The organism is uncultured Pseudokineococcus sp. (assembly GCF_947495735.1).
Classification (GTDB): Bacteria; Actinomycetota; Actinomycetes; order Actinomycetales; family Quadrisphaeraceae; genus Pseudokineococcus.
Genome location: NZ_CANMAA010000018.1, coordinates 43,172 through 59,310, shown reverse-complemented (window position 1 = coordinate 59,310; position 16,139 = coordinate 43,172). Strand labels below are relative to the sequence as shown.

Annotated in this window: 17 protein-coding genes, 1 pseudogene and 1 riboswitch; of the genes and pseudogenes, 9 read left to right on the top strand and 9 right to left on the bottom strand. The window is 75.4% G+C overall.

From position 1 onward, the window contains the following. Positions 1–195: 195 nt before the first annotated feature. Positions 196–291: pseudogene (locus Q0848_RS19100) on the bottom strand (deaminase); the annotation flags it as partial. On the opposite strand from Q0848_RS19100, the gene Q0848_RS17320 reads away from it, so the two are divergent. Then, positions 284–739: a DUF664 domain-containing protein gene (locus tag Q0848_RS17320; RefSeq protein ID WP_366146664.1), complete on the top strand. Its 456-nt coding sequence runs from the start codon at positions 284–286 to the stop codon at positions 737–739. The pseudogene Q0848_RS19100 and the gene Q0848_RS17320 sit on opposite strands and share 8 nt — an antisense overlap. 53 nt (positions 740–792) lie before the next feature. On the opposite strand, the gene Q0848_RS17315 is transcribed toward Q0848_RS17320, so the two are convergent. Then, positions 793–1,440, bottom strand: coding sequence for a superoxide dismutase family protein (locus Q0848_RS17315; protein WP_299039794.1), 648 nt, complete (start codon positions 1,438–1,440; stop codon positions 793–795). Between the two features lie 487 nt (positions 1,441–1,927). Between Q0848_RS17315 and Q0848_RS17310 the strand changes: the two genes are divergently transcribed. Then, positions 1,928–2,458, top strand: coding sequence for a DUF305 domain-containing protein (locus Q0848_RS17310; protein WP_366146669.1), 531 nt, complete (start codon positions 1,928–1,930; stop codon positions 2,456–2,458). Between the two features lie 450 nt (positions 2,459–2,908). On the opposite strand, the gene Q0848_RS17305 is transcribed toward Q0848_RS17310, so the two are convergent. The 3 genes from Q0848_RS17305 to Q0848_RS17295 all read right to left on the bottom strand — a co-directional run bounded on the left by Q0848_RS17305 (position 2,909) and on the right by Q0848_RS17295 (position 4,462). Beyond that, entirely contained in the window at positions 2,909–3,112 is a 204-nt protein-coding gene (locus Q0848_RS17305; protein ID WP_299039790.1) for a cold-shock protein, read from the bottom strand. Positions 3,113–3,419: 307 nt separating this feature from the next. After that, complete coding sequence (locus Q0848_RS17300) at positions 3,420–3,740, bottom strand: AzlD domain-containing protein (RefSeq protein ID WP_299039788.1); 321 nt, start codon at positions 3,738–3,740, stop codon at positions 3,420–3,422. Continuing rightward, positions 3,737–4,462, bottom strand: a complete 726-nt coding sequence (locus Q0848_RS17295; RefSeq protein WP_366146663.1) for an AzlC family ABC transporter permease — start codon at positions 4,460–4,462, stop codon at positions 3,737–3,739. Before Q0848_RS17295 ends, Q0848_RS17300 begins: the two co-directional genes overlap by 4 nt. A 91-nt stretch (positions 4,463–4,553) precedes the next feature. Between Q0848_RS17295 and Q0848_RS17290 the strand changes: the two genes are divergently transcribed. Further along, on the top strand, positions 4,554–5,114 hold the full coding sequence (locus Q0848_RS17290; protein ID WP_366146668.1) for a helix-turn-helix domain-containing protein: 561 nt from the start codon (positions 4,554–4,556) through the stop codon (positions 5,112–5,114). 256 nt (positions 5,115–5,370) lie between these two features. Continuing rightward, the gene (locus Q0848_RS17285) at positions 5,371–6,480 is read left to right on the top strand and encodes an adenosine deaminase (protein WP_366146667.1); all 1,110 of its coding nucleotides are present in this window, start codon (positions 5,371–5,373) and stop codon (positions 6,478–6,480) included. 210 nt (positions 6,481–6,690) lie between these two features. Here the strand turns inward: Q0848_RS17285 and Q0848_RS17280 are convergent, their stop codons facing one another. Further along, positions 6,691–7,713, bottom strand: coding sequence for a Gfo/Idh/MocA family oxidoreductase (locus Q0848_RS17280; RefSeq protein ID WP_299039782.1), 1,023 nt, complete (start codon positions 7,711–7,713; stop codon positions 6,691–6,693). A gap of 148 nt (positions 7,714–7,861) precedes the next feature. Here Q0848_RS17280 and Q0848_RS17275 point away from each other — a divergent pair, with 148 nt between their 5' ends. The 3 genes from Q0848_RS17275 (at position 7,862) to Q0848_RS17265 (ending at position 11,026) form a co-directional block, all read left to right on the top strand. Continuing rightward, positions 7,862–8,668, top strand: a complete 807-nt coding sequence (locus tag Q0848_RS17275; RefSeq protein ID WP_299039781.1) for a TIM barrel protein — start codon at positions 7,862–7,864, stop codon at positions 8,666–8,668. 77 nt (positions 8,669–8,745) lie between these two features. Continuing rightward, positions 8,746–9,726, top strand: coding sequence for a sugar phosphate isomerase/epimerase (locus Q0848_RS17270; protein ID WP_299039779.1), 981 nt, complete (start codon positions 8,746–8,748; stop codon positions 9,724–9,726). A gap of 118 nt (positions 9,727–9,844) precedes the next feature. Then, entirely contained in the window at positions 9,845–11,026 is a 1,182-nt protein-coding gene (locus tag Q0848_RS17265; protein WP_299039776.1) for an SDR family oxidoreductase, read from the top strand. A 183-nt stretch (positions 11,027–11,209) separates the two neighbouring features. Here Q0848_RS17265 and Q0848_RS17260 read toward each other — a convergent pair whose 3' ends face one another. Next, positions 11,210–12,247 (bottom strand): YafY family protein, encoded by a 1,038-nt coding sequence (locus tag Q0848_RS17260; RefSeq protein ID WP_299039775.1) that lies wholly within the window; start codon positions 12,245–12,247, stop codon positions 11,210–11,212. 103 nt (positions 12,248–12,350) lie between these two features. On the opposite strand from Q0848_RS17260, the gene Q0848_RS17255 reads away from it, so the two are divergent. Continuing rightward, positions 12,351–12,782: a VOC family protein gene (locus tag Q0848_RS17255; protein WP_299039773.1), complete on the top strand. Its 432-nt coding sequence runs from the start codon at positions 12,351–12,353 to the stop codon at positions 12,780–12,782. Between the two features lie 634 nt (positions 12,783–13,416). On the opposite strand, the gene Q0848_RS17250 is transcribed toward Q0848_RS17255, so the two are convergent. Then, entirely contained in the window at positions 13,417–13,863 is a 447-nt protein-coding gene (locus Q0848_RS17250) for a DUF1772 domain-containing protein (RefSeq protein WP_299039771.1), read from the bottom strand. Beyond that, a complete protein-coding gene (locus Q0848_RS17245) occupies positions 13,863–14,708 on the bottom strand; it encodes an NmrA family NAD(P)-binding protein (protein ID WP_299039769.1) in 846 nt (281 codons plus the stop codon). The genes Q0848_RS17250 and Q0848_RS17245 overlap by 1 nt, the downstream gene beginning before the upstream one ends. Before the next feature lie 117 nt (positions 14,709–14,825). Between Q0848_RS17245 and Q0848_RS17240 the strand changes: the two genes are divergently transcribed. Continuing rightward, positions 14,826–15,890 (top strand): AraC family transcriptional regulator, encoded by a 1,065-nt coding sequence (locus Q0848_RS17240; protein ID WP_299039766.1) that lies wholly within the window; start codon positions 14,826–14,828, stop codon positions 15,888–15,890. Positions 15,891–16,053: 163 nt separating this feature from the next. Further along, positions 16,054–16,129, top strand: a riboswitch (cyclic di-GMP riboswitch). Positions 16,130–16,139: the final 10 nt, after the last annotated feature.

The following is a 16,139-nucleotide window of genomic DNA, read 5'->3' as shown; positions in this document are numbered from 1 at the left end:
GAGGTCCTCACCCTTCGGTCACGACGCGCTCACACGCTCACGTCGCACTCACCCGACCAACGTCCCTGGGCAGTACACCTAGCGGCAGGCCGATGGCGCCGTCGTCGAGGAGCGCCGGGCGAGCCGATAGCTGATGGGCTGATGGGACGACTTGTGGGCCCGGGTCCTCGACCTGTCGGCGGTCGCTCAACGTCGTCAGAGCAGGTGGTGGACCACTCCGCTGGGGCTGGGGATGGCGTCGTGGTACCGGTCGTCGAGCTCGTCGGTCGAGGCCCAGAGCCGGGTGCCTGAGCTTCCTGGTGGGCGACGAGCTCGTCCTCGCGGGGAACGACGTCGTCCTGCTCTCGCCAGCCGGTGCCGTCCATGTGCCTCCACGCCCTCCGGCCTGGACGCGCACGGGATCGTGCGCCACCTGACCGACGTCGAGCGCTCCTGGCTGCGCGACGTCTTCGCCGGCCACGAGGAGCTGGTCTTCGACTGGACCGACGACCCCGACGGCGAGCTGCACGTGCCCGACGGCGCGACGATGGAGCAGCTGCTCGCGGAGTACGCGGCTGGAGCCGCGCGCTGCGACGCGGTCGTGGCCGCGCACCAGCTCGACGACGTCTCGGCTCGCCGCGGGTTCTCGCTGCGCTGGGTCCTGCTCCACCTCCTCGAGGAGACGGCGCGGCACCTGGGCCATCTCGACCTGCTGCGCGAGCTCGCCGACGGCAGCACCGGAGAGGAGCCCATCGGCTGACGCCGAGGTCGTCTTGTCCCTCCCGCTCCACGAGCCCTCTGCGCGGAGGTCTCCTAAGGGGCGATGAGAGCGCAGGCGACGCGCCTGGCGGTGCCCGGTGTCTCCTGGTCGGGACCGGCGGGGATGCCGGCGACGTCGCCGGCGCCCGAGTGCACCATCACGGTGGTGCCGTCGGCGTCGGTGATGTCGTCGACGGTGAAGGCGTCGGTCACGAAGCTCAACGAGGCATCACCGGTGCTGAGCACGTACAGGGACGCCAGCTCGCCCGACGGCGGCCCCTGGTCGCCGGGGCCGACATCCAGGTAGCCGCCGGCCGAGAGGAAGCCGCCTGTCATGGACGGGTCGCTCGGGCTCTGGCTGCCCGGCTCGCACAGACCGGTCTCGTACAGGTGCAGGCGGTGGTAGCCCGCTTCCAGGCCGCTGTCGGTCAGGATGACCTTGACCACGGTCCCTTCCGGGACCGGGTCCATGCCCACCACGCCGATCTCGGTCCCCTCGGGGTCGACGAGCGCAGCCGTGAGCACTGCGACGCCGGCGGTTCCCGGGTCCATCGCCGAGTACCCGGAGTCCAGGCCCTCCTCGTCCACCGACACGCCCGGGTCCTCGGTCTCGACGTCGGCGGCCTCCTCACCGCTGCACCCGGCGGCCAGGAGGAGGGGCACGCCGGCGAGCGTGAGGGCGCGAAGCACGGCAGAAGGCATGGGGGTCTCCGAGGTGCAGGGGGCTGGACCCTCCCGAGTGTCCGCCGCATCCGAGGAGTTGTCGTCATGAATGCCTCGACCTGCCTGCACAGATCGATAACAGACCTCGTGGTCTGCAGGTTCTGGGTGAACTTCATGACAAGCACATGACGAAATGGGTCAGAGGCTCGTCCCGGTTGGCGCTCTGCCGACGAACCACCCATCGTCGGAGCGCGCCGCGGGGGGGCTGAGCTTCCCGATCGGCTTGCGCACGGATCCCGTGCGGATCCCCTGCCGAGCCCGAGCCAACCCGGGCGACCCCCGGGGCAGCCGGGCCCGCAGGCGCCCGCCGATGTCAGCCGCGACGTCCGAAGCGACGCCACCCGAAGGAGTCTGGACGATGAGCACGGGCAGCAGTCCTCATGCCAGCGGCAGCGAGCAGCGCCACGACGACTCCCACCACGACGAGCGGCAGCACGACGGCAGAGGAATGGGCCGCAGCTGGAAGATGTACCTCCGCTTCGCCGCCATGATCACGACATCGATGTTCGTCATGTACTGGGTGATGTTCGTCGGCTCGTGGGAGCTGAGCCATGTGCGTCTCAGCGAGAGCCGCGTCTTCATGGCCATCACCATGGGCGGGACCATGGGCCTGGTGATGATCGCCTGGATGCTCGACATGTACAAGAACACGAAGCTCAACGCGGTCGTGGTGGCGGCCAGCCTGGTGCTGCTCGGCGGCGGCATCGCCCTCGACCGCAGCCAGGTGACGGTCCAGGACGTGAGCTGGATGAGGGCGATGATCCCCCACCACTCCCTGGCCATCACCCGCTCCGAGCGCGCCGACATCTCCGACGTCCGGGTCTGCCAGCTGGCCTCCGAGATCATCGGGGCCCAGATCCGGGAGATCGACGAGATGGACTGGCTCATCCAGGACATCCAGGAGAACGGCGAGGCCGAGACGCTCGAGCAGGCGCAGCTGCGCCCGGTGCCGGAGTTCGAGCCCCCGACCCTGCGCGAGTGCCCTCCTGCGGGGTGAGTCCAGCGGGGCGGCCGCACCACGGAGCACGAGGCGTCGAGGCAGTGGCGCCCGCCCGGCTCCACGACGTCCCCGACAGGTCCACCGACGCGCACTGCTCCTGCTCGCGCGGCAGGCCCCTGCGCGACAGGGGGTCACGGGCTCAGGCGCCATACAGGGCGGGGCGTGGTCCTCGGCGCAGCAGTCGGGCGAGCCGCGGGTGACGGGTGCTGCGGGTGAGGGCTGACGTCGACGCGCGGACCTCCGCACCCGCCGACGCTGCCGCGACGAACGACGTCGTCCGCGTCGCCGTCCGCCGCACCGCGCGCAGCCGCGCCGGCAGCGGCTGCTCACGACGCCGGCTGGGTGGGTCCTCGGACACGGCGGAGCCCGCCCGCCCCGGAGGGGGCGGGCGGGCTCCGGTCGTGCTCGTGGGTCAGGCCCCGAGGGGGCTCGGTCCCACGTCGGGGATCAGACGGCGCGGACGCCCTGGGCCTGGGGGCCCTTCTGGCCCCGGCCGATCTCGAACTCCACGGTCTGGCCCTCGTCCAGGCTGCGATAGCCCTGGGCGTCGATCTCGCTGTGGTGGACGAAGAGGTCAGCGCCGCCGTCGGTGGGGGTGATGAAGCCGAAGCCCTTCTCGGCGTTGAACCACTTGACTGTTCCCTGTGCCATGCGAACCACTCCTCACGGGTGTCGGTCCCGCACCGTGCGGGACCGGCCGACCCACGCGGCGGCGTCGCGACCTCGCTCGTCGAGGCCCGACCACCGCCGCACTGCTACCGGGGACGTGGCGAACACGACACACGGAACTGGACGACCAGGGGCTGCAGCGTCTCGGCGGGGCCGTGCATTCCGCCGGTGGGGCGGTCAGTCGTCTGGACCGGGGCCGTCAGCGCGCCTCGGGGTCGCGGGCGTGCAGGGCGACCGTGCCGCGGGGAGTGGGGGCGTCCGCGCCCAGGGGACGCCGCCGTCCCGTCTGTCAGGGCAGGCCGGCGAGGCGCAGGAGCGCCGCGGCGGCGGCTGCGGCGACCACCACGACGACGAGCGGCGCCCTGCGCCACGCGAGCAGGCCGCCGACGAGCACGCCCGCGGGTCGGGCCACCCCCGCCGGGCCGCCGTCGGCGAGGACGGCCGAGGTGACGACGAGGGCCGTCAGCAGCACGACGGCGGCCGCGGTGACGACCCGCTCGAGGCCGGCGGGCAGCTCGGTGCGGGCGCGCAGCCACGGGCCCGCGGCGCGCATCGCCCACGTCCCGGCGCCGAGGACGGCGATGGCGAGCAGCAGCCCGGCCGTGCTCACGCGCTCACCTCCGGCACGCGCACGGGCGTCGCGGGGCGGGTCCGGCCGAGCAGGACGAGCCCGAGGAGCGCCACGAGCACCGGCAGGCCCGCGGGCAGCACGGGCGTGAGGACCACGGCGAGCACGGCCCCCGCCAGCGCCGCGCGGCGGGTGCCGGCGTCGTCGCGCAGGGCGGGGAGCACGAGGGCGAGCAGCAGCGCGGGGAGGGCGGCGTCGAGGCCGAGCGCCGTCGTGTCCAGCGCCGAGCCCGCTGTCGCGCCGGCCAGGACGCCGACGTTCCAGGCGGCGAAGAGGAAGAGCCCGCACGCCCAGAAGGCGCGGCGGCGACGGCCCGGGTCGCGCTGCGCGAGCGCCATCGCGGCGCTCTCGTCGATCAGCAGGTGCGCCGCGAGCGCCCGCTGCCACGGCCCGCCGCGCCCGACGACGTCGGCCAGGGCCATGCCGAAGGGCAGGTGCCGGGCGTTGACGAGGAGGGCGGCGGCCACGGCCGCGAGCGGTCCGGCACCCGCGGCCAGGAGGCCGACGAGGAGGAACTGCGAGGCGCCGGCGAAGACGACGACCGACATGAGGACCGGCGCCCACAGCGGCAGGTCCGCCGCGACGGACACCGCGCCGAAGGCGACGCCGACCACGCCGGCGGCCAGGGCGGCCACGCCGGCGTCGCGGGCGAGGTCGGGCTCCAGACCCACCCGAGTCAGCGCTGTTCGGTACGGCGAACGCATGATCGGTACAGTGGTCGCACCCGTCGTCGTTCGTCAAGTCGTCCATGACGACCGGCAGAGCGAACGACTCGTGACCGCCACGGAGGACCCGATGGACCGGCGCACCACCGCACCGCTCGACGTCATCGCGCGCGCGCTCGTCCGCGAGCGGGGTCGGCGCGACATGTCCCTGACCGAGCTGGCACGGCTGGCGGGCGTGGCCAAGTCGACGCTGTCCCAGCTGGAGCAGGGCACCGGCAACCCGGGCATCGAGACGCTGTGGGCGCTCTCGACCGCCCTCGAGGTCCCGGTGACCCAGCTGCTCCAGGACGAGGCGCCCGTCGTCCAGGTGGTGCGGGCGGGTGAGGGGCTCGTCCTCGAGTCGGAGAGCTCGGACTACCTCGCGACGCTCCTGGCGCCGTGCCCCCCGGGCGTGCGCCGCGACGTCTACCGGCTCGTGGCGGAGCCGGGCACCCCGCAGCGGTCCGAGGCCCACCTGCCCCGGGTCCGCGAGCACGTCGTGCTGTGCACGGGCCGGGCCGAGGTGGGGCCCTCGTCGGCGTCCGTGGAGCTCGGGCCGGGCGACTACGTGAGCTACCCCGCGGACGGCCCCCACGTCTTCGCCGCCCTCGAGCCGGGCACGACGGCGGTGCTCGTCTCCGAGCACGCCTGAGGCGCCATCACGTCTGCGGGCGGCTGAGGTAGCCGCCCCGGTCGTCGACGCGGCGCAGACCACCCGAGCGACCACCCCGGCCTGGTCCGGACCCGCGGTGCACCAGGCTGTCACCGGACCCGGCACCAGGGCCGGTCGGCCCGGACGTCCCTGCTCGCGCGGGGCAGCCGCGCCGGACGGCGCGCCGACCGAGCACACCGACCCAGGAGACGACGTGAGCGCACCGACCAGCCCGAGCACCGGGGGTTCCCCCGCCGTGCAGGCCCCCAGCGAGTCCGTGCTGCGGGCGCTGCCGAAGGTGAGCCTGCACGACCACCTCGACGGGGCCCTGCGACCGCAGACGATCATCGAGCTCGGCGGAGCCGCGGGCCTGGAGCTGCCGACCACGGACGCCGACGAGCTCGGCGCCTGGTTCCTGGGGCAGTCCACCACCGGGTCGCTGGTGGACTACCTGCGCTCCTTCGACATCACCACCGCGGTGATGCGCGACGCGGCCGGCCTGGAGCGGGTGGCCAGGGAGTACGTCCTGGACGTCGCGGCCGACGGCGTGGTCCACGGCGAGGTGCGCTGGGCGCCCGAGCAGTCGGCCACCGCCGGGCTGTCGCTGGACGGCGCTGTCGAGGCTGTCCTGGCGGGGCTCGAGGCGGGCGCCGCGCAGGTGCGCGCGGCGGGTGGCTCGACGACGGTCACCCTGCTGCTGTGCGCCATGCGCCAGGGCGACCGGTCCGACGAGATCGCCGAGCTCGCCCTGCGCCACCGCGACCGCGGGGTGGTCGGCTTCGACATCGCCGGGCCCGAGAAGGGCTTCCCGCCCAGCGCCCACCGGGCCGCCTTCGAGCGCCTCGCCGCCGCGCACCTGCCGATCACGGTGCACGCCGGTGAGGCCGACGACCTGCCCAGCATCGCCTCCGCCCTGCTGGACGGGCGCGCCCTGCGCCTGGGCCACGGCGTCCGCCTCGCCCTGGACATCACCGAGGTCGACGGCCGTCCCGTCCTGGGGCCCCTGGCCACGTGGGTGCGCGACCGCGGCATCGCCCTCGAGCTCAGTCCCACCTCCAACCTGCACACCGGCGCCTTCGCGCACTGGGGTCATCGCATGACCGACCACCCGTTCGACCTGCTGCACCGCAGCGGGATGGCGGTCACGGTCAACACCGACAACCGGCTGATGAGCGCGACCACGCTCACCGCCGACCTGGCCGCCCTGGTCGAGGCCTTCGGCTACGGGCTGGCCGAGCTCGAGGAGTTCCAGCTCAACGCCGCCCGGGCCGCCTTCCTGCCCGCCCCCGCTCGCGCCGACCTCGCCGAGACGGTCCGCACCGGCTTCGCCGTCGCGCGTGACAGCGCCTCCGGAGCCGACGGCTGAGCCGACCGGGGCCTCAGGCGCTCCCCCCGTCTCGGACGGCGCCTGCGGTGCGACGACCAGTGCTCGACGCCGGGACGCCGGCCGCGGGGACGTCCGCGCGGTCCGCGTCGACGCGACACGCCCGAGCCGTCAGGGGAGGGCGGTGTCCCCTTCCCGAGGGGCGCCGGTCGTCCGCGAGCCCGAGCGCCAGGAGCCCGTCCTGGGGGCGGCTCAGGCGCTGAGGTCGACGGCGACGGTCCGGCCGTCGCGGGCCGAGGTCTCGGCGGCGTCGGCGAGCAGCAGCGCCGCCCGTCCGTCCTCGAAGCCCGGGCAGGTCAGGGGGGCTCCGCGGACGGCGTCGAGGAAGGCCTCGAGCTCGGCGGCGTAGGCCTGCCGGTAGCGCTCGAGGAAGGGGCGCTGGAAGGCGGGGCCCGCGTCGCCGGAGGCCGCGGTCGAGGACCGCACGAGGGTGTCGGTGACGTTGCCGACCGACAAGGTGCCCGACGGGCCCGTCGCCTCGAGCCGCTGGTCGTAGCCGGCCGCGCAGTGCCGGGAGTTGATGATCGTCACCGACTCCCCACCCGCCCCCTGCAGGGTCACGACGGCGCCGTCGTAGTCGTCCAGGCCGGCGATGACGTCGGAGAACTGGCGCAGGCCCACGGCCGTGACGGCCACGACGTCGGGCACGAACCAGCGTGCGGTGTCGAGGTCGTGGATGGTCATGTCGCGGAAGATCCCGCCGGAGACCCGCAGGTACTCCGCCGGCGCCGGCTCGGGGTCGCGGCTGGTGATGACCAGCTGCTCCAGGGGGCCGACCTCGCCGGCGGTGACCCGTCGGTGCAGCTCGGCGAAGTGCGGGTCGAAGCGGCGGTTGAAGCCCAGCGCGACCGGGACCGCGGCGGTCCGGGCGCGTGCGCGGAGCCCGTCGACGCGGGTGATGTCCAGGTCGACGGGCTTCTCGCAGAGCACGGGACGGCCGGCGTCGAGGCAGGCGCCGATGAGGTCGACGTGCGTGGGGGTGGGGGAGGCGATGACGACGGCGTCGACGTCGTCGGCGTGGACGGCGTCGAGCGCGTCGGTGACCGCCCGGCCGCCGTGGCGGGCCGTGACGGCCTGCGCGCCCGGCAGGACCGGGTCGGCGACGACCTGCAGCGCGGCGCCGCGCGCGCGGTCGACGTTGGCGGCGTGCACCTGGCCGATGCGGCCGCTGCCGATGAGGGCGATGCGCACGGGCTGCGAGTGGCGGGTGTCCACGGGGTCTCCTCGTCGTCGAGCAGGGCCTGCGCCCGTGTCGAGCGCCGCGTCGAGCGCTATGTTGTCACGACAATGTGACGTCAGCACCGACGCTGCAGCAGGTGTCGCGGCGGCGTCGACGCGGGCGGGACCACGAGGAGGTGGCCGGATGAGGCTGGCGGTCTGCGCGGAGATGGTCTTCACCGACCTCCCGCTGCCCGAGCGCGTGCGGCGCCTGGGGGCGGCCGGCTACGGCGTCGTCCTGTGGGACTGGCGGGGCGCGGATCTCGGGGCGCTGGCCGTCCTGCGCGAGGAGGGCGTCTGGTTCTCCTCGATGACGGGCTACGTCGAGGGCGCGCTGGCCGACCCGGACGGCGCCGCTCGGCTGCTGGCGACGGCCGAGGAGTCGGTCCGCGCCGCTCGGCCGCTCGGCGTCGAGCGCCTCAACGTGCACGGCACCGGGCTCGGCCCGGGCGGGCTGCCCGTCGTCCCGAGCAGCGGGGCGACGCCGGCGATGTGGCTGCGGGCGCTGCGGACCCTCGACCGGCTGGCGGCGCTGGGGGAGCGGCACGAGCAGGTCTTCGTCCTCGAGAACCTCAACACCGCCGTCGACCACCCCGGTGTCCCCTTCGCCCGGGCCGCCGACACGATCGCCCTGGTGGAGGCGGTCGACTCCCCCTACCTGCGGCTCAACCTCGACCTCTACCACGCGCAGATCGGCGAGGGGAACCTCGTCGAGCTCGTCGAGCGGGCCCTGCCGCTGATCGGGGAGGTGCAGGTCGCCGACGTCCCGGGCCGCTGCCAGCCCGGCACCGGGGAGATCCACTACCCGGCCGTCGCCGCCGCCCTGCGGCGGGGCGGCTACGAGGGCGTCGTCGCGCTCGAGGCCTACGCCCGCGGCGAGGTCGACGCTGCGCTGGCGGACTTCCGCGACGCCTTCCGCGGAGACCCACCCGCCCCGTGCCCGGACGTCTGACGAGGACGCCGGAGCGGGCAGGAGCACCGCCGACCACCTGACCGGGCGCGCGCCCACGACGTCGAGGAGACGAGCACGTGAAGATCGGTCTGATCACTGACTCCCTGGGCCACCTGCCCCTGACCGACGTCCTGGACCTCGCGGCCCACCTGGGCTTGGACGAGGTGGAGATCGCCACCGGCGGCTGGTCGCGGGCTCTTCACCTGGATCTGCCCGACCTGCTGGCCGGGCCCAGCCGGCGCGACGAGCTCTTGAGCCAGGTCCGCGACCGCGGTCTGGCGCTGAGCGCCCTGAACGCCAACGGCAACCAGCTGCACCCGCTCACCGGGCCCGCCCACGACTCCGTCGTGCGCGACACCATCCGCGCCGCGGCCCTGATGGAGGTGCCGACCGTCGTGCTGATGTCCGGGCTGCCCGCCGGCGCCGCCGGTGACACCAGCGCGAACTGGGTCACCACCGCCTGGCCACCGGAGAACCTCCGCGTCCTGGCCTACCAGTGGGACGAGGTCGCCCTGCCCTACTGGCGCGACCTGGCGGCCTTCGCCCACGAGCACGGGGTGCGCCTGGCCGTGGAGGCCTGCGGAGCGCAGCTGGTGCACGACGTCTCGGGGTTGCTGCGCCTGGTCGAGCACGTCGCCGACGCCGTCGGCGAGGGGGTCGTGGGCGCCAACCTCGACCCGTCCCACCTGATGTGGATGGGCGCCGACATCCCGAGCGTCATCGGTGCCCTGGGCCCGCACATCACCCACGTCCACGCCAAGGACATCCGCGTCAACCACGGCCCCGCCGCCCGCGACGGGCTGCTGGACACCACCGACATCACCCGCCCCGGCGAGCGCGCCTGGAACTACGTCACCCTCGGACTGGGCCACCCCCGGGGTGCGACGTTCTGGGCCGACTTCGTCTACCACCTGCGCGCAGCCGGCTACGACGGAGTGCTCAGCATCGAGCACGAGGACGCCCTCGTGAGCTCCCGCGAGGGCGTCGAGCGCGCAGCCGGCCTCCTGAAGCAGGTCGCGCTGCGCGCACCGGCCGACTGGCGCCCGGCCGCCATCTGAGCCGGCACCAGCCGGCCGACTGCCCACCGCCGTCCCGCCCGACCTCGGCGACGGCTCCGGCGTCGGAGCGTCCGGCTCGGCGCCGGAACAGCGCGCTCGCCGCGGGTGCTGGGACGGCATGAGCACCCCCGAGAGCGCGTCCTCGTCCCAGGCCTCCGCCGCGTCCGTCGACCTCGGCGCGCGCTGGGCGGGCGACCCCGGCACCGACCGCGCCCCGACGCCGGTGCGGGAGCCGTCGGAGGGCGCCCACGCCCTGGTGGTGGGCGCCACGGGCATCACCGGCTCCGCGCTCGTGCGCCAGCTCGTCGAGGCGGGGTGGCGCACCACGGGCCTGTCCCGCCGCCCGCCCGCCGACGGGCGCGCCGCGCACGTGGCCGCCGACCTCACCTCGCGGGCCTCGCTCGAGGAGGCGCTGGCCGACCTGCGCCCGACGCACGTCTTCATCGGCGCCTGGGCGCGGCAGGCGACCGAGGCCGAGAACATCCGCGTCAACGGCGGGATGGTCCGCGACCTGCTCGCCGTCCTGGGCGCCCAGGGCTCGCTGCGGCACGTGGCGCTCGTCACCGGCCTCAAGCACTACCTCGGGCCCTTCGAGGCCTACGGGCAGGGTGAGATGCCCGACACGCCGTTCCTCGAGGACGCCGCGCGCCTGCCCGTGGACAACTTCTACTACGCCCAGGAGGACGAGCTCTTCGCCGCGGCCGAGCGAGACGGGTTCTCCTGGAGCGTGCACCGCTCGCACACCGTCGTCGGACACGCCGTCGGCAACGCGATGAACATGGCCTCCACGCTCGGCGCCTACGCCGGCGTGCAGCGCCACCTGGGGCGGCCGCTCGTCTTCCCGGGGTCGCGCGCGCAGTGGGACGGCGTCGTCGACCTCACCGACGCGGACCTGCTGGCCGACCACCAGCTCTGGGCGGCGACGACCCCGGCGGCGGCGGACGCGGCGTACAACGTGGTCGACGGCGACGTCGTGCGCTGGCGGCGCCTGTGGCCGTCGCTGGCCGCGCACCTGGGCGTCGAGGCGCAGGGCCCCGGGGAGGAGCCGGCGCCGCTGGAGGAGCAGATGGCCGGCGCCGAGGGCGTCTGGGCCGAGCTCGTGGCCGCGCACGACCTGGTCGAGCCCGACCTGGCCCGGGTGGCGTCCTGGTGGCACACCGACGCCGACCTCGGGCGGCCCATGGAGGTGGTCGCGGACATGACCCGCAGCCGCCTGCTCGGGTACACGGGCTGGGTGAGCACCGAGCGCGCCCTCCTGCGCCGCGTCGACGCCTACCGCGCGGAGCGCCTCGTCCCCTGAGCACCGGTCACGAGCGGCTCCTCCCGGTCCCCGGCACCGGGAGGAGCCCGGCTCCCGGAGGACCTCGTGCACGACGTCGAGGCGGTCGTCGAGGACCTCGGCGGAGGTCGTCCTGACCCCAGCAGGCCGGCAGCGCGGCTCGAGGCCCTGCGCCGGTGACGGGGAGCGGCGGGGCGCCGGTGGTCAGCCGCCGGTGCTGCTCGCCGCCGCGGCGGCGAACCGCCCGGACAGGACGGCGAACGCGCGGGCGAGCTCCGGGGGGCTGGCGGTGAGGACGTCGGCGTCGTAGCGGGCGACGGCGGCGGCGACGCCGACCCAGGACCAGGCGCCCAGGGTGAGCCGGCAGCGCTCGGGTCCGAGGGGCTCGACGACGCCGTCGTGGGCGAAGGGGGTCACGTCGGCGGCCGGCAGGGCGAGCTCGACGGTGCCGGTGCACGGCCAGCTCCCCGAGCCGCTGGTGGAGCCCTTGAACACGCTGTCGACGAAGGTGGCGACGTCGCCACCGGGCACCTGGCGGGGGGTGAAGCGGGGCCCGGTCGGGATGCGGGGGACGAGCCGGTCGGCGCGGAAGGTGCGCCAGTCCCCGCGGTCGAGGTCCCAGGCCAGCAGGTACCAGCGTCCGTCGCGGGCGACCAGGTGGTGCGGCTCGACGCGGCGGGGCGGGGCGGGGTCCTGGCCTCGGGTGGCTGCCGACGACCGGTCCGCAGCGGGTGGGGCGGCGGCTGACCGATCAGGTGTGGTGTGGTCGAAGCGCAGGACCTCGTGGGCGCGGACGGCTGCGGTGAGCGCGACCAGGACCGCCGGGTCGACGTCCGGGGTGGCGCTCCGGGCCAGGGGGGTGACCTGGACGGCGTCGACGCGGTGCCGGAGCCGAGCGGGCATCACCTGGCGCACGGTGGTCAGCGCGCGGGCGGCGGCCTCCCCGATGCCGGCGCCGCTGGTGGCGGCGAGCTGGAGGGCGAGGGCGAGGGCGACGGCCTGGTCGTCGTCGAACAGCAGCGGCGGGAGCTCGGAGCCGGCGCCCAGCCGGTAGCCGCCGTCGGGACCCTTGAACGCCTGCACGGGGTAGCCGAGCTCGCGCAGCCGGTCGACGTCCCGGCGCACCGTGCGAGGCGTGACGTCCAGCCGCTCGGCGAGGGTGGCGCCGGGCCAGTCCCGGCGCGCCTGCAGCAGGGACAGCAGGGTCAGCAGCCGCGACGAGGTCCCGGTCCTCTCGGTCATGCCGCCATGGTGACGGAAGAAGAGGACTCGACCTGTCCTCTTCATCGGGGAGTGTCCTGTCGTCGCCACCGCAGGGGTGGCGCACACGGCCGAGGAGCACCCCATGAGCATCACCACCACCACGCACCTGAACTTCCGCGGCCAGGCCGCTGAGGCGCTGGACTTCTACGCGTCCGTGTTCGGCGGGCAGGTCATGGCCTTCACCTTCGCCCAGGGCGGGGACGAGCAGGACGCCGCCGACGGCGCGGTGGCCGAGCAGATCAAGTGGGGCGGGGTCAGTGCGCCCAACGGGTTCTCGGTGATGGCCTTCGACGTGCCGCCGGGGCGGGCCCATGACGCGGGCACCGACGCGGTGTACGTCTCGGTGCGCGGGGACGACGCCGAGGAGATCACCAGCTGCTGGCAGGCGCTGACCGTCGGGGGGACGGTGCGCGCCGACCTCGCCCCCGCCGGCTACGCGCCGCTCTACGGGATGGTCACCGACCGCTTCGGGGTGACCTGGGTGCTGGACGTGCTCCCGCCCTACAACGGCTGACGGCTGCTCGGGGCGAGGGACCAGCGGCCCTCGCCCCAGCCCGGCTCTCGGCGCGGCGCGGCGCGGCGCGGCGGGACCTCACCACGCGGCTCGGTGCGGGTGCCATCCGCTGCCGGCCGGCTCCCCGTCCTGACCGAGGACCTCGTGCTCGCGCGCCACGGCCCGCCTCCGCCGTCGCCGCGTGCGGCGCTGCGGCAGGAGGCCTCGGCCCGTGCCCCACAGCAGCTCGGCGTCGCGCCGCCCACCTCACCGACGAGGCCGTCCCGCACCGCGTCCTGGCCGTCTTCGGCGCGCCACCACCGGACGCCCGTCCCGTCCGGCCCGGCGCCGTCGGTGGTGGCGTCGCCGAGGGGCGGGCCGGAGCGCCGGTGGTGGGTCGCCTCCTGAGCAGCCCTGAGTAGCCCTGAGCGGCTGTCTCCTGGTCCGGCCGGCAGCCCTGGGGGAAGCAGTCATGTCACGGTGCGGGCTTCGCCGAGGCGTGCGGCGTCCTGCCCGCGGGCCGTGGCGCACGCCCGCCGGACGGCGACGGGCGCGACGCCACCCCCGACCGGGCCCGGTCGGTCACCTGCACCGTCGTGACCCGACCTCGCGGTGGACGCACCTCTGAGCCCCGCCGCGGACCCGTGCGGTGGCGTCATGACGACGGGTCGGCTGCGTGCGGCCCGAGGAGCAGGGCTGCGGCGACGGCGCCGGCGGCGGTGCGCACGTGGTTCCACCGGCCCCAGGCCTCGGCGTAGGCGGTGACGTCGAGCTGGAGGCCGGCGAGGCGGTCGTTGAGCGGGACGTTCGCGGCCACGGTCACCAGGACGACGCCGACCAGGTACGTCGCGGACCCGGCGGCGACCCAGCCGTCGCCGCGGCGCAGCGCCAGGACGCCGGTGAGGGCGCATGCCGCCGCGGTGCCGAAGAGCGCGACCATCAGGGGAGGGCGGACGGCGAGGACGTTGATCGAGCGCATCGCCGCGGCGGCGTCGGCGGCGGGCAGCCGCCCGAGAGCGGGCAGGACGAACGCCGAGAAGGCGAAGAAGACGCCACCGACCAGAGCCGACCCGATCCCGGCGGCCAGGACGAGACCTCGCATCAGCCCCACCCCCCGCTGGCGGCGACCCGATGGGCGTAGTCGGCGAAGGTCCGCGGGGCGCGGCCCAGCGCCTCCTGCATCCCGTGGCCGAGGTGCTCGCCGCGGCCGTCGAGGACCTCGGTGAACAGGTAGACGAGCAGGTCCACCACCTCGGACGGCAGGTGCTGGTCCTCGAGCCCCTGCCGGTAGGCGTCCACCGGCACCTGCTGGTAGCGCACCGGCCGGCCCAGGGCGGCCGAGATGCACGCCAGCGCGTCGGGGAAGGTCAGCATCTGCGGGCCGGTGACCTCGTACGTCGCCCCGGCGTGCCGGGCGTCCAGCAGGGCGGCGGTCGCGACGTCGGCGACGTCCTCGACGTCGACGAAGGGCTCGCGCACCGCGCCGACCGGCAGCCGGACCAGGCCGGCGCGGACCTGCTCGAGGAGGAGCTTCTCGTCGAAGTCCTGCATGAAGAAGCTCGCCCGCACCACCACGAGGTCCGGGGCCAGGGCGCGGACCTGGGCCTCGGCGCGCTGGGCCTCGGCCTCTCCGCGCCCGGACAGCAGCACCAGGCGCCCCGCTCCCCGATCGAGGGCGACCCGGGCCAGGTCGGTGACGACGTCCGGGGCTCCGGGGGCGGCGAGGTCGGGGGAGCAGACGACGAAGACCGCGCCGACGCCCTCGAGCACGAGCGCCCACGTGGCCGGGTCGGTCCACTCGAACGGCGGGGACCCCGCCCGTGAGCCGACCTGCACCTGGCGTCCGGACCGTCGCAGGCGGTCGGCCACGCGGCGGCCCGTCGTGCCCGTGCCCCCGAGGACCAGGACGGGCCGGGAGTCGTCGGTCGTGCGCGCTGGTGTCGTCATGGGTCCCAGCCAACGCCCCCGGCGTGCGCGCAGGACATGGGCCGGACGCGCGAGGGCATGCGCCGGCGTCTCACGAGGGGTGCGCCACGGTGCGGCGGGGTCCTAGCGTGCTCGGTCGTGGACCCCCTGGCCGGCCTGCTGGCCGGGCCCCGCGCCCGCGGTGCGTTCGTGCTGCGCAGCGACCTGTCCCCGCCGTGGGCGCTGGAGGTGGCCGACGGCGCCCCGCTGACCGTCGTCGCGCTCGTGACCGGCGCCGCCTGGCTGCTGCCCCAGCACGCGCCACCGCAGCAGCTCGGACCGGGAGACGTGGCCGTGGTCCGCGGCCCGGCCCCGTACGTCATGGCCGACGCCCCCGGCACACCGCCGCAGGCGGTCATCGGCCCCGGGCAGACCTGCACCACCCCCGACGGCGCCGAGGTAAGCCTGAGCTGGCGGGGCGCCCGCGTCTGGGGCTCACCCGACGTCGCCGCCGGGGCGACCCGGATGGTCACCGGCACCTACACCGACCACGCCGCCGTCAGCAGCCGCCTGCTCGAGGCCCTGCCGCCCGCCGTCGTCGTCCCCGCCACCGGCACGACCGGGCCCGTCGCGACCTGGCTCGCCTCCGAGGTCGCCTCCGAGGCCCCCGGGCAGGAGGCCGTCCTGGACCGCCTGCTCGACCTGCTGCTCGTCACCGCCCTGCGGGCCTGGTTCGACCGGCCCGACGTCACCGCTCCCGGCTGGTACGCCGCCGCCGCCGACCCCCTCGTCGGCCCGGCGCTGCGCCTGCTGCAGGACCAGCCGGCACGCCGATGGACCGTCGCTGCCCTGGCCGCGGCCACCACCACCAGCCGCGCCACCCTCGCCCGCCGCTTCACCGCCCTCGTCGGCCAGCCCCCGATGACCTACCTCACCGCCTGGCGCCTGGACCTGGCCGCCGACCTCCTGCTCGAGCCCGCCGCCACCCTGGCCTCCGTCGCACGGCGCGTGGGCTACAGCACCCCCTACGCCCTCAGCGCCGCGTTCACCCGCCACCACGGCCTGACCCCGACCGCCCACCGGCACCGCCGCCTCGGGCCGCCCGCGCAGGCGACCGCGCCCGGTGCCCTGGCCGCGTCCTGGTCGCCGATCGTCGGCGGACACCTGGAGCGCCGTCGCCAGCAGCAGCGGGCGTCGGTCGAGGCTCCGGCAGGCAGTCGGTGAGGGGACGGCGTGCGGAGGAGTTCCGCTCGTGCGGCTCTCCTCGCACCGGCGCTGGTCCGTCCGGGCGCTGGGGAGCCTCTCTCTGGGTGGTTGAAGGGTTGAGGAGATGGCGTCGAGGGTGTCGTCTGCCGTTGTCTGGGCTGAGGCAGCCACCCGGCTGCGCTCCACATCAGGGCAAACCCGCCGCGAGGCGGGGACGCAAAGCCAGGGGCCTTCTAGAAGGCGGCCCAGCTACCCAGGAGGCTGTCC